Here is a 12,054-nt window from a genome sequence, read left to right on the forward strand (position 1 = left end):
GGAGGGACGGGGAGGGGCGGGAGGGAGGACGGCGTGTGGGAGAGGAAGGGTCGGCGAGCGGGGTTAGGGTCGAAGGGTGACCCCGGAACTCGCTGCACGCATCGTCGCGGACTCTCGCGATCGCGTGGCATGGATGCGGGCCCGCTCGCGCGGGATCACGGCCACCGACGTCGCCGGACTCACCTCCGAGAGGTCGATCGCCCGGGCTGCGGACTCGAAGCTCGGCGGCGGCCCGCGCTTCGGCGGCAACGCGTACACCGACCACGGTCGCCGGCGCGAACCCGAGATCGCCGCCTGGGTCGCCGCGACCCACGGCATTCTCCCCTCCTCCGCCCTCTTCCGCGCCGAGGTCGAGCACCGCCACCTCGCCACGCCCGACGGCATCGCGGTCGATGCCGAAGGCCGCGTGAAGCTCGCCGAGATCAAGACGACGAACAAGGCGTTCCGCGGGATCCCGCGCACCTACCTGCGCCAGGTGTGGTGGCAGCAGCACGTGCTCGGCGCCGAGCGGACGCTGTTCGTGTGGGAGGAGCACGTCGACTTCGCCCCGATCCACGACGAGCCCCGGTGCGTGTGGATCGACCGGGACGACCGTGAGATCGCCAAGCTCGTCGGCCTCGCGACCGATCTCATCGACGAGCTCTATCGGCGCACGACCGGCCAACAGGTCCCGAGCCGGACCGCGGACCCTGCGATGAGCCGCCGCGAGCAGCTGCGCGAACGAGACGCCTTCCGCGCGCTGGCCCTCGCCGACTGACTCTCGCCGACGGCCCCTCGCGCACCCCTGCGCGGCGGAGCAGGGCCCGACTCAAGTGCAGGTGTTGTTGCCGCCGAGCCCGAGCAGTCCGCCGACGGACAGGGAGCGCGTCGCCGCCGGTGAGACCCACGATGTTCCGGGGTAGATGGTCTCGACCCGCACTGTGTTGGTCGAGCCCAGGAGGCTTCCCAGGAGCGTGTTCAGCAGTCCGGAACTGATCGTCGACGAGTACGTGTAGGGGCCTGTCCCGGTCTGCGTGACGTTCGTGTTGTCCACGATGACGCCGTTGATGGAGAAGCGCTGTTGGAGCTTCACGGCGGGCGATGTCCACGTGATCGTGAACCCGGTGAAGGTCCCGAGGAAACTCGTCACCGTGCAGGATGCGACCACCGGGGTCGGGAGGGTCGCCGCGGTGAAGGCTCCCGCGCCGTACTCGCTGTCGGTGAACCTCGCCTCGGTCGACTCCACCGGCGGGAACGACGTGATTCCGACCAGGATCGCGACGCCGACCGCGCCCGCGAGGATCCGCCGCCGCCCGCCTCTCATGGCCGCTCTCCCAGTTCTGCCTCCGCCCGACGCCGGCGTAGGACGGCGAGCGCACCGCCCCCCACCGCGAGGAGCACTCCGCCGACGACCGCCCAGCGAGCCCGGCGCGGGGCCGGTGCTCGCGAGGCCTCCTCCGGGCCCGACGTCCGCGGTCTCCCCCGCCCCCGTCGCGATCACGCGCAGGTCGGTGCTGCCCGCACCATCGGCCGGGTCGAGGGCGACGGAGAGGCGCAGATGGGCGGTGTCGGCGTCGCTGATCTCGGCGAGCGGGACCACGGCACCGTCCCGCGGAATCCGCCACTCCGTGCGCAGCGCCGTCTCCGACCCGGGGCATCCGGTATCGCGCCAGGCCCGCGAGCACGTCGAGATGTCGACGAGCAGTCGGGCCGTGCCGGTCGCACTCACGCCGATCCGCACCACACCGGGATCGGGAGCATCCGCGCTCACAGCGACGTCCCATCGCACCGGCGCCCCGGGAAGCAGGCCGGCCGCGGCATCCCAGTCCGCCACCGAGACGAGGCGGAGCACCTCTCCCTGGATGACCTGCGTGGTCGGCGCCGCCCAGGCAGCGCTCGGCGTCATGACCGCGGCGGCCGCGATCGTGAGGATCCCGAAGACACGCCTCATCCGCCTCTCCCGCCCGCTCCGATACGACCGCCCCGATCCGCACGACGATGCGTGCGGGGCCAGAACGCCCAGACGACCAGCGTCGTCGCCGCCAGGGTCAGCGTGCCGAGCACGACGGGGTTGCCCATGCCGACGATCAGCGTCGCGACTCCGGGGACCGAGAACAGGACGATCCGCACGCTGGAGACCGTGTACGGGAAGGGATCCTCCGAGGCGTTCGCGTCTCCGCGCATGGTGATGATCCGCTCTTCAGGCACGACCCCGGGTGCGATGGTCGTGACGCGGTGCGTCACCGGAAGCTCTCCGACGCGGTCCACGGTCACGACGTCTCCGACCTCGATCCCACTCGCCGGGATCCGCTGCACCACTGCGACGGAACCGGCGGGGATCGTGGGCGACATCGACCCCGTCCGGAACAGGATCAGGGTGATCTGCGCCGTGAAGGCGAGGACCACGAGCACGATGCAGATCACGCCGGCCAGCGCCGCGAGCCAGAGGAGCGCATCGCCGATCATCCGACCGGGCCGTGCTCGGACACGTGCCGGGGGCCGGACGTCGGCGCCGTCGTCCGCGCGAATCCCTTCCGCCTGCGCGCGCGCACTGCGCCGGGTCAGCTGCGTCACGACGACGTCCCCTGGATGTGCCAGGTCTGGGACATCGTGAGCCCCTGCGCGGCGTTGAGCGCGGTGGTCGGCAGCGTGACGGCGATGCAGTAGTTGACCTGCGCGGCGCCGTTGGCGCTCACCGCCTGAGTCGAGGCGCCTCCTGCCGTGAGGGCGGAACCGTCGGTCACGACGGAGGTTCCCGCGGCGTACGTCGTCGCATTGCACGCGGTCCCGGCGATCGTGCGCACCCCATAGGTCAGATGCGCTGCCAACCCGGTGCCACCGGGGGTCCCGGCCGTGAACTGCAGGGTCCCCGCCACCGACGGGTCAGCGGTTTTCACGCTGAGCAGCGCATAGGTCGTCGTCCCCGGCGCCATCGCGGTGGGCGGAAGCTGGAAGCTCAGAGTGGATGCCGTGCCGGTGGTCGCATGGCTGGAGAACGTCGCCCCATCCGCAGCTCCGACGATGTCGAACCGTCCGGCGGTGAACGTCGCTGCGCCGTACTCCGAGTCGTTCCAGGCGGCGAGGGTCGCGGCCGCGCCGACGCCGAGCACCAGTCCGCCCGCGAGGAGGGCCCGGATGCGACGGGAGCGCAGTCGCCGCTTCTCCCGCATCTCTCTGCGGGTGACCATCAGAGGACTCAGTTCGTCGACGTCGCCGTGAACTTCCACGTGGCGTCGGTCACCAGTGAGGGTTCGAGGTCGGCATCCGCGGTCACTTTGATGCACAGCTGCACGTCGACGCCGGGATCGATCGCGGTCGCCCCGGGAGCGAGCGCCACCGCGGTCACCCCGGTCTGCGCGTCGAGGGTGGCGCCCGTCGCGATCGGCGTGCCGACGGCGGTCGTGGCGTCGCAGGTGTCCCCGGGTGCGAGCGGATAGATCTGATACGACAGGTGGTCCGAGTTGGAGGTGCCTGCGGCGTCTGCCGTGGTGCCGTCGGCTTCGAGATCGGCCGCACTCGTCGTCCCCGCCGCCAACCGCACCCAGAAGCCGGCGTAGACCGAGTCGGTGGGCGACATGTTGTCGACGACCCCCGCCGGCAGGCTGAAGACCAGCGTCGCCGCCGCGTCTCCGTCGTCGGTGTTGTGATCGCTGAACGTCGTGCCGTCCGTCGACCCCTCCAGGTTGAAAGCGCCGGCGGTGAAGGTGCCGTTGGCGAACTCGGAGTCGTTCCACGCCGCGAGCGTGACGGCGACGCCCACTCCGAGGACGAGTCCGCCTGCCAGGACCGCGAGAACCTTGCGCTGTGTCTCTTTGCTAGCCATCGGTGTCCCCCTCAGGAATCAGGCGATCGCGTGGATGTCCGAGAACGGCTGCCCCTCAGAAGCCCCGCATCCCCGCTGTGCCCTCATCCTCATCCACGCCTCGGAGCAGGACAAGGCGATTTCGCGCATGCTCCGCGCTCATCACGCGCAGTCACTCCGCAGTCCAAGATGGTTGACGTAAATCAACGATCGACGTATAGTTGACCCAGTTCAACCATCTCGTGCGCGCCAGAGCCGTCGCCGCATCCCCGTTCACGACAGCGAAAGGTCCCGCATGACCACGGACTCCCCCGTCAAGATGACGCACCGGCAGGTGCTCGAAGCCCTCACCGGGCTCCTTCTGGGCATGTTCGTCTCGATGATCGCGACGACGGTGGTGTCCACCTCGATGCCGGTCATCGTCCACGACCTCGGCGGAGACCAGGCCGCCTACACCTGGGTCATCACCGCGACGCTCCTCACCACGGCGATCTCCACACCGATCTGGGGCAAGCTCGCCGATCTGTTCAACCGCAAGCTGCTGATCCAGCTCGCCCTCGTCATCTTCGTGGGCGCGACGGCCGCCGCCGGCTTCGCGCAGGATACGAACACGCTCATCGCGTTCCGCGCCATCCAGGGCCTCGGCGGTGGCGGACTGGCCGCCCTCAGCCAGGTCATCATGGCCGACATCATCAGTCCGCGTGAGCGCGGCCGCTACATGGGCCTGTTCGGCGCCGTGATGGCCGTCGCGACCGTGGGCGGCCCCCTGCTCGGCGGGTGGATCACCGACGTCGCGAACTGGCGCTGGAACTTCTTCGTCGCGCTCCCCTTCGCCGTCGCCGCCCTGATCATCCTGCAGAAGACGTTGCGCATCAGCACCGAGCGCACGCGCAAGGTCTCGATCGACTACGTCGGCATCGTGCTGCTCTCGGTCGCCGTCTCGCTCATCCTCATCTGGATCACCAACGCAGGCTCGACCTTCGACTGGTGGGGCACCGAGACCGTGCTGATGGTGGGCGCGGCGATCATCGCGACCATCGCGTTCATCATCGTCGAGCTCAAGGTGCGCGAGCCGCTCATCCCGCTCACGCTGTTCCGCGGCCGCACGTTCACCCTGTCGGTGCTGGCATCGATCTCCATCGGCGTCGCGATGTTCGGAACCTCGGTCTACCTCGCGCAGTACATGCAGCTGTCGCGCGGCGCCACCCCCACCGAGGCCGGACTGATGACGCTGCCGATGATGGCGGGCCTGCTGATCTCCTCGATGGTCGTCGGTCAGCTGGTGACCCGCTTCGGCAAGTGGAAGGGGTACCTGATCCTCGGCTCGGTGCTGCTGATCGCGGGCTCCGTGATGCTGTCGACGCTGCACTACGACACGAACTTCATCCTCGTCTCGATCTACATGTTCGTGATGGGCGCGGGCGTCGGCATGACGATGCAGAACCTCGTCCTCATCGTCCAGAACGTCGCGAAGCCGAGTGAGATGGGCGTCTCCAGCTCCGGAGTGACGTTCTTCCGCAGCCTCGGGGGCACGATCGGCGTTTCGGTCATGGGCGCCGTGCTCGCGAACAGCCTCACCGGACTGTTCTCCGACGGCAAGGAGCGCATCGGCGCGGCGATCGCGAAGCTCGGGGACAAGGGCGCCGAGGTCGCCGCACAGCTCTCGTCCGGCACTCTTCCCCAGGTCCGGCTGCTCCCCGAGCCCGTGCGCTCGATCATCGAGGACTTCTACGCGCAGGCCATCTCGCACGCGTTCCTGATCGGCATCCCGCTCGCGGTGATCAGCCTGATCGCGATCCTGTTCCTTCCGAACCGTCCGCTCACCACGATGACGACCTCCGAGCGCGCTCGGGCGGATGCCTCCGGGAAGCAGGCGGCCGACGTTTCCGTGGAGGATGCCGCAGACGTCGCGATCGCCGACGCGGAGGCGCTCTCCGGAGCATCCACCGGTTCCGTGACCGTGATCAGCCGATCCGGCGACGACCGCGGCGATACGGCATCCGATGCCGGCCGCTGACGACGTGCTCGACACTCCGGAGGCGCGGGCCGAGGCGGTCCGCGCCCTCGAAGCGGAGTTCGGCGAACTGATCACGCACTTCCGTCGTGTGATCACCGAGAACGCCAACCGGGTGAGCCCCGGGATGCTGCCCGGGGCCTACAAGATCTTCACCACGATCGCGCGCTGCGAGAAGGTGACGGTGTCGACCCTGTCCGAGCGGATGCTGATCGACAAGGGGCAGGTCAGCCGGACGGTGCGGGAGCTGGAGGAGCTCGGCCTGATCGAGCGCTCGGCGGATCCCACCGACGGCCGTTCATTCCTGCTGCGGCTGACGGCGACGGGTGCACAGCGCCTCGCTGCCGCCCGTCTTCCGCAGGAGGGCCGATTGCTCGAGACGCTCGCGGAGTGGAGCCTCGCCGACATCGGGAGCCTCACCCGGCTGCTGCACGCCCTGGCCTCCGGGGCGGCTCCGGACGAGAAGCCGGCTGCGTGACCCCGGCGCCGCCGAGCACACGGCGGGCCTCGGCGGCGACCTCCCCGGCGATGGTGTCGAGCAGTTCCGAGCGCAGGTTCCACTGCTGCCAGTAGAGCTCGACGCGCAGAGTCGGCCCGCCCAGCGGAACCAGGCCCGGTCGCTCTTGGAGCAGCGGGACCATTCCCCAGCCGAGGCCCAGACCGACCGCGAGCGCGTAGTCGTTCGAGGCGGGGACGTAGTGCCGTGGCACGCCCTCCTGCCCGACCGACATCGCACGCAGCCACTCGTGCTGCAACGTGTCTCGACGGTCGAAGTCCACGAAGGGGGCCGACCCCAACGCCTCCGTCGTGACCCCCTCGGGGAACCAACGCGCCGCGAACCCCGGCTCTGCCATCGCCCGGTATTCGAGCACCCCGAGCGGCGACACCGAGCACCCGGCGACGGGAGCCGCCTCGCTGGTGACCGCAGCCATCACGGTGCCCGACTCCAGCAATCTGGCGGTGAAGTTCTGATCATCACGATGCAGATCGAAGTCGATGTCGTGCCCGGCGGACAGACGCGCGAGCGGAGCGAGGAACCACGTCGCCATCGAGTCGGCGTTCACGGCCAGCGGGATGCGGATGCGACGTGTCCCTCCCGCCTCGTCGATGCCCACGCCGAGCAGAGCATCGTGTTCGAGCAGGGCGACCTGTCGCGCCAGCCGCACGACCGCTTCCCCCGCCTCCGTCACCCGCGCGGGCTTGGCGCGCACGAGCAGGATGCGGCCGAGCTGCTGCTCGAGCATCTTCAGCCGCTGACTCACCGCGGACGGCGTGATCTGCAGACGTCTCGATGCAGCGTCCAACGTCCCCTCATCGACGATCGCGGCGAGGGTGGTGGCCAATTCCGGGTCGATCCTCACATTAGGGATACTAATGGTTCTGAAGCAACCATCGCTTCCTCTCATGTCCAACGGTTCCTAGGCTGAACCCGTGCTCACCGTCCTCGCCGGGCTCGGACTCGGACTCTCTCTCATCGTCGCCATCGGCGCGCAGAACGTCTTCGTACTGCGTCAAGGGATCCGCCGCGAGCACGTGCTCGCCGTCGTGATCATCTGCGCCGCCTCCGACGCCGCCCTGATCGTCGCCGGGGTGGCGGGGCTGGGCTTCGTCCTCTCGGCGGCCCCATGGCTCGTGGTCGTGGCCCGGTGGGCGGGCGCACTGTTCCTGCTGACCTACGGCGTCCTCGCCGCACGTCGTGCGTGGCGCGGCGGGGAGGAGCTCCGGGTGGACGGGACGGAAGCCGTGGATCCGAGCGCGCCGCTCCCCCACAGCGCGACGCCGACGCTCGTCCGCCCCCGACTGGCACCGGTCGTCCTGACGACCCTCGCGCTCACATGGCTCAATCCGCACGTGTACCTCGACACGGTTCTGATGCTGGGATCGATCGCGGCCACGCACGGCGACGACCGCTGGCTGTTCGCCGGCGGAGCGATCGCCGCGAGCATCCTGTGGTTCACCGCGCTCGGCTTCGGCGCGCGCTATCTCGGACGCTGGCTGCGCACCCCGCTCTCCTGGCGCATCCTCGATGCCGTGATCGCCGTGGTGATGATCACGATCGCGGTCAGCCTCGTGCTTCCGGTGCTTGGAGGCTGACGGCGTTCACGCTCCGTCGATCTGTGCGAGCCGCGCCCGCACGAGGCTCTCGAGCACCGCGGTCGGGATCGGATGCTCGGGCTGGAATCGGATGGTGCCCTTGTCGACGCTGATCCCGGGACTGCCCTCGAGCAGGCCCGCGACCGCCGCGACCGCGTCCGGGCTGAACGGGTAGATGCCGATGTGCTTCTTGGCGCGCATCACCGAGAGGAGTCCCTTGCCGCGGTGCACGAGTGCCGGCATGCCGTATCCCTTGCCCTGTTCCGCATCCGGAACCTCCCGGCGGGCGACCGCGTAGACCCGGTCGATCGCCTCACGATCCGCGGGGTCGAGTTCAGCGAGGTAGTCGTCGATGGTGCCCATCACGTCATCCTTCCAGCCGTCGCCCGCGACCGCGAGTGGTCAGGCGCCGTCGAGCGGGCGCAGGATGCGCGTGAGGAAACGCTGCGTGCGCTCGTGCTTCGGCGCGCGGAAGAGCTCGGCGGGAGGCCCCTGTTCGACGACCACCCCGCCGTCCATGAACAGCACATGATCCGCGGCCTCGCGGGCGAAGCTCAGCTCGTGGGTCACGACCGCCATCGTCCAGTTCTCGTCCGCGAGCTCCTTGATGACCAGGAGCACCTCGCCCACCAGCTCCGGGTCGAGCGCGCTGGTCGGCTCGTCGAACAGCAGCAGGTCGGGCTTGAGGGCGAGTGCACGCACGATGCCCACCCGTTGCTGCTGCCCACCCGAGAGCTGATGCGGACGCGCATCGGCCTTGTCGCTCAGCCCCACCCTGTCGAGCAGCACGAGCGCCTCGGCGACGACCTCGGCCTTCGGGCGCCCCTGCACCCGCCACGGCCCCTCGATGACGTTCTCGAGCACGGTGAGATGCGGGAAGAGGTTGTGATGCTGGAACACCATCGCGGAGCGGTCCCGGAGCGCGAGCCGCTTGCGTTTCTGCTCCCGCGTCGACGGCTTCGCCGACGGGGCGAAGTCGAGGTCGGGGCCACCCGCGACCACGATCGTGCCGGCATCCGGGGTCTCGAGTCCGTTGAGCGCTCGCAGGACGGTCGTCTTGCCGGAACCGCTGGGGCCGATGAGCACGACCACCTCGCCGCGGTGCAACGTCAGATCGATGCCCCGCAGCACCTCGTTGTCGCCGAAGCTCTTGCGGAGACCGCGGGCGGTGAGAAGGGCGTCGGTGGTGTTCTCAGTGGGCGACACGGCTGTCGAGCCTCCTCTCGAGGGCGCTCTGTCCGAAGGAGAGCACCAGGCAGAACACCCAGTAGACCAGCGCGGCCGCGAGGTACACCACCATGAACTCGAGGGTCGTCGCGGCGATCTGCTGCGCCACCTTGAACAGTTCCGTGACCAGGATCAGCGAGGTGAGAGAGGTGTCCTTGACGAGGGAGATGAAGGTGTTCGACAGCGGCGGCACCGACACCCGCGCCGCCTGGGGCAGGATGATGCGCGTGAGCGTCCGCGTGCGATTCATGCCGACCGTGTAGGCGGCCTCCCACTGCCCCTTCGGGACGGAGAGGATCGCCGCACGCACGACCTCAGCACCGTAGCCGCCGACGTTGAGCGACAGTGCGATGATCGCGCTCGGCCACGGGTCCAGCGTGATCCCTACCGACGGCATGCCGTAGAAGATCACGAACAGCTGCACGAGCATGGGCGTGCCGCGGATCACGGAGATGTAGAAGCGCGCGACCCCCGCGACCACCGGATTCACCGAGATCCGCATCAAAGCGACACCGACCGCGATCGCGAGGCCCAGCGCGAACGACAGCAACGCGAGCGGCACCGTCGCCGTCAGACCCGCCCAGGCGATCGGCCCGAGCGCATCGAGGAACAGCTGCCAGGGACTCTCCATCGGCTACTTCGTGACGTCTTCGCCGAAGTACTTGTCGCTGATCTCGGCCAGGGTGCCGTCCGCGCGGAGCTCCTCGAGCGCGCCGTCGACGGCCTCGACCAGCGCGTCCTTGGCCTTGGTGAAGACGAAGGCCTGGGTGCCGGCCTCGTCCGTCTCGGCCGCGATCTTCAGCCCGGTGGGGCTGTTGGTGGTCTCGTAGTCGAGGAAGGTGAGCTTGTCGTTGACCGTCGCATCCACACGCCCCTGGCGCAGCAGCTCGACGGCTTGGGCCCAGCCCTCGACCGCTTCGACCTTGGCCCCCGAATCCGTGGCCAGCTCATACCAGTTGCTCGTGAGCGACTGCGCGGTGGACTTGCCGTCGAGGTCAGCGAAGGACGAGATCGAGTCGTCGTCGTCCGCCACCACGATGACGCCGGGTGAGACCGTGTACGGCGTGCTGAAGAGGTACTTCGCCTCGCGCTCGTCGTTGACCGACACCTGGTTCGCGATGACGTCGAACCGTCCCGCATCCAGCCCGGCGAAGATCGCATCCCACTGCGTCTCCTGGAACTTCACCTCGAGGCCCAGCTTGTCGGCGACGGCCTGGATGATCTCCACGTCGAAGCCCGTGAGGTCGCCCGCGCCGCCGTCGTCGTGGAAGCTGAAGGGCCGATAGGTGCCTTCGGTCGCGACTGTGAGGGTGCCCTCCTGCACCAGCCCGAAGTCGGCGTTCGCGGGTCCCTCTCCGCCACCCGGAGTACTCGCGGGGGTGCTCGACCCGCTGCAGGCGGTGAGCACCGCGGCAGCGGCGACGAGTGCGGTGACGGCGATGAGACGACGGGACATGGACCCTCCTGGGGTGTGAAGCGCGGGTGCGAGTTTACGTGACCGGCGCGGGAACTTCCTCACAGTACGCGGGGGCCGCCGGTTTCCCTCATCCGATGACGTTTCGTTTCACCGCACACGCGGAGCCGGGTGCAGGGACGCGAAAACGCCCCCGGGCGAACCCGGGGGCGTTCTCTGCGAGTCAGACTCAGATGGCGTTGACGTCCAGCGGGATGCCGGGGCCGAACGTGGTCGACACGGCGCCCTTCTGGATGTAACGGCCCTTCGAGCTCGACGGCTTGAGGCGGACGATCTCCTCGAGCGCTGCGCCGATGTTCTCGCCCAGCTGCTCTGCGGTGAAGGAGGCCTTGCCGACGACGAAGTGCACGTTGGCGTGCTTGTCGACGCGGAACTCGATCTTTCCGCCCTTGATCTCCTCGACGGCCTTGGCCGGGTTCGGGGTCACGGTGCCGGTCTTCGGGTTCGGCATCAGACCGCGCGGTCCGAGCACCTTTCCGAGACGACCGACCTGGCCCATGAGCTCCGGGGTGGAGACCGCGGCGTCGAAGTTGGTCCAGCCATCGGCGACCTTCTGGATGAGCTCGGCGCCGCCGACCTCATCCGCACCTGCGGCGATCGCTGCCTCGGCCGCGGGGCCGGTGGCGAAGACGATGACGCGGGCGGTCTTACCGGTGCCGTGGGGCAGGATGACGGTGCCGCGCACCATCTGGTCCGCCTTGCGGGGGTCGACAGCGAGCTTCAGCGCGACCTCGACGGTCGAGTCGAACTTCGACGAGCCGGTCTCCTTCGCGAGGGCGACGGCCTCGGCCGGGGTGTAGAAACGGTCTGCCTCGATCTTCTCGGCGGCAGCCTTGTAAGCCTTGGACTTGGTAGCCATGATTATTCTCCTCAGCCCTCGACCGTGATGCCCATGGAGCGGGCGGTACCGGCGATGATCGAGATAGCGGCCTCGACGTCGTTCGCGTTCAGGTCGGCCTGCTTGGTCTCTGCGATCTGACGGACCTGGTCCTTGGTGATCTTCGCGACCTTGACGGTGTGCGGGGTCGAAGAGCCCTTCGCGACGCCTGCGGCCTTCTTGATGAGCTCCGCGGCGGGCGGGGTCTTCAGGATGAACGTGAAGCTGCGGTCCTCGTAGACGGTGATCTCGACGGGGATGACGTTGCCGCGCTGCGACTCGGTCGCGGCGTTGTACGCCTTGCAGAACTCCATGATGTTGACGCCATGCTGACCGAGCGCGGGGCCGATCGGCGGCGCCGGGTTGGCTGCACCGGCGTTGATCTGAAGCTTGATCAGGCCGGTCACCTTCTTCTTCGGTGCCATTCTCTTTCCTTTCATCGAATCGGATACCGGAGCATCCGCTTCTCCCACAGATCCGGCGTTTCCGAACCGTGGTCGTCTCTGCGCACGCCGAAGCGGCACACAAACCACACAATCCTACCTCATCCCCCGCCCCCTCCCGTCCCGCCCCACCCCGTCCCCGTC

General features: G+C 68.8%; 15 protein-coding genes. 4 read left to right on the forward strand and 11 right to left on the reverse strand.

Annotation, left to right across the window (positions count from 1 at the left end; genetic code table 11):
• Positions 1-76: 76 nt before the first annotated feature.
• The gene (locus tag L978_RS09730; RefSeq protein ID WP_047522864.1) at positions 77-757 is read left to right on the forward strand and encodes a YqaJ viral recombinase family protein; all 681 of its coding nucleotides are present in this window, start codon (positions 77-79) and stop codon (positions 755-757) included.
• A 51-nt stretch (positions 758-808) separates the two neighbouring features.
• Here L978_RS09730 and L978_RS09735 read toward each other — a convergent pair whose 3' ends face one another.
• From L978_RS09735 to L978_RS09750, 4 genes are read right to left on the reverse strand one after another with little or no spacing between them, the layout of a single operon-like run.
• Entirely contained in the window at positions 809-1,930 is a 1,122-nt protein-coding gene (locus tag L978_RS09735; protein WP_047522865.1) for a hypothetical protein, read from the reverse strand.
• Positions 1,927-2,553 carry a signal peptidase I gene (locus L978_RS09740; RefSeq protein ID WP_047522866.1) on the reverse strand — a complete coding sequence of 209 codons (627 nt, stop codon included), beginning with the start codon at positions 2,551-2,553 and terminating at the stop codon, positions 1,927-1,929. Before L978_RS09740 ends, L978_RS09735 begins: the two co-directional genes overlap by 4 nt.
• Complete coding sequence (locus L978_RS09745; RefSeq protein WP_047522867.1) at positions 2,550-3,167, reverse strand: SipW-dependent-type signal peptide-containing protein; 618 nt, start codon at positions 3,165-3,167, stop codon at positions 2,550-2,552. Before L978_RS09745 ends, L978_RS09740 begins: the two co-directional genes overlap by 4 nt.
• Positions 3,168-3,175: 8 nt before the next feature.
• On the reverse strand, positions 3,176-3,802 hold the full coding sequence (locus L978_RS09750; RefSeq protein ID WP_047522868.1) for a SipW-dependent-type signal peptide-containing protein: 627 nt from the start codon (positions 3,800-3,802) through the stop codon (positions 3,176-3,178).
• A gap of 274 nt (positions 3,803-4,076) precedes the next feature.
• Here L978_RS09750 and L978_RS09755 point away from each other — a divergent pair, with 274 nt between their 5' ends.
• Positions 4,077-5,798 carry an MDR family MFS transporter gene (locus L978_RS09755; protein ID WP_052193519.1) on the forward strand — a complete coding sequence of 574 codons (1,722 nt, stop codon included), beginning with the start codon at positions 4,077-4,079 and terminating at the stop codon, positions 5,796-5,798.
• Positions 5,785-6,273: a MarR family winged helix-turn-helix transcriptional regulator gene (locus L978_RS09760; protein WP_052193522.1), complete on the forward strand. Its 489-nt coding sequence runs from the start codon at positions 5,785-5,787 to the stop codon at positions 6,271-6,273. The genes L978_RS09755 and L978_RS09760 overlap by 14 nt, the downstream gene beginning before the upstream one ends.
• Here L978_RS09760 and L978_RS09765 read toward each other — a convergent pair.
• Positions 6,212-7,156, reverse strand: a complete 945-nt coding sequence (locus L978_RS09765) for a LysR family transcriptional regulator ArgP (protein WP_047522869.1) — start codon at positions 7,154-7,156, stop codon at positions 6,212-6,214. The two genes, L978_RS09760 and L978_RS09765, sit on opposite strands and share 62 nt — an antisense overlap.
• A gap of 70 nt (positions 7,157-7,226) precedes the next feature.
• Between L978_RS09765 and L978_RS09770 the strand changes: the two genes are divergently transcribed.
• Positions 7,227-7,889 (forward strand): LysE/ArgO family amino acid transporter, encoded by a 663-nt coding sequence (locus L978_RS09770; RefSeq protein WP_047522870.1) that lies wholly within the window; start codon positions 7,227-7,229, stop codon positions 7,887-7,889.
• 6 nt (positions 7,890-7,895) lie between these two features.
• Here L978_RS09770 and L978_RS09775 read toward each other — a convergent pair whose 3' ends face one another.
• From L978_RS09775 to rplK, 6 genes are all read right to left on the reverse strand, one after another.
• Positions 7,896-8,252, reverse strand: coding sequence for an iron chaperone (locus L978_RS09775; protein WP_047522871.1), 357 nt, complete (start codon positions 8,250-8,252; stop codon positions 7,896-7,898).
• Between the two features lie 39 nt (positions 8,253-8,291).
• The gene (locus L978_RS09780; RefSeq protein ID WP_047522872.1) at positions 8,292-9,095 is read right to left on the reverse strand and encodes an amino acid ABC transporter ATP-binding protein; all 804 of its coding nucleotides are present in this window, start codon (positions 9,093-9,095) and stop codon (positions 8,292-8,294) included.
• A complete protein-coding gene (locus L978_RS09785) occupies positions 9,082-9,747 on the reverse strand; it encodes an amino acid ABC transporter permease (RefSeq protein ID WP_047522873.1) in 666 nt (221 codons plus the stop codon). The genes L978_RS09780 and L978_RS09785 overlap by 14 nt, the downstream gene beginning before the upstream one ends.
• Before the next feature lie 3 nt (positions 9,748-9,750).
• Positions 9,751-10,572, reverse strand: coding sequence for an amino acid ABC transporter substrate-binding protein (locus L978_RS09790; RefSeq protein ID WP_047522874.1), 822 nt, complete (start codon positions 10,570-10,572; stop codon positions 9,751-9,753).
• Positions 10,573-10,759: 187 nt separating this feature from the next.
• Complete coding sequence (gene rplA, locus L978_RS09795; RefSeq protein ID WP_047522875.1) at positions 10,760-11,449, reverse strand: 50S ribosomal protein L1; 690 nt, start codon at positions 11,447-11,449, stop codon at positions 10,760-10,762.
• An 11-nt stretch (positions 11,450-11,460) separates the two neighbouring features.
• Entirely contained in the window at positions 11,461-11,892 is a 432-nt protein-coding gene (gene rplK / locus L978_RS09800; protein ID WP_033106100.1) for a 50S ribosomal protein L11, read from the reverse strand.
• Positions 11,893-12,054: the final 162 nt, after the last annotated feature.

Source organism: Microbacterium sp. ZOR0019 (assembly GCF_000800925.1).
GTDB classification, from domain to species: Bacteria; Actinomycetota; Actinomycetes; order Actinomycetales; family Microbacteriaceae; genus Microbacterium; species Microbacterium aurugineum.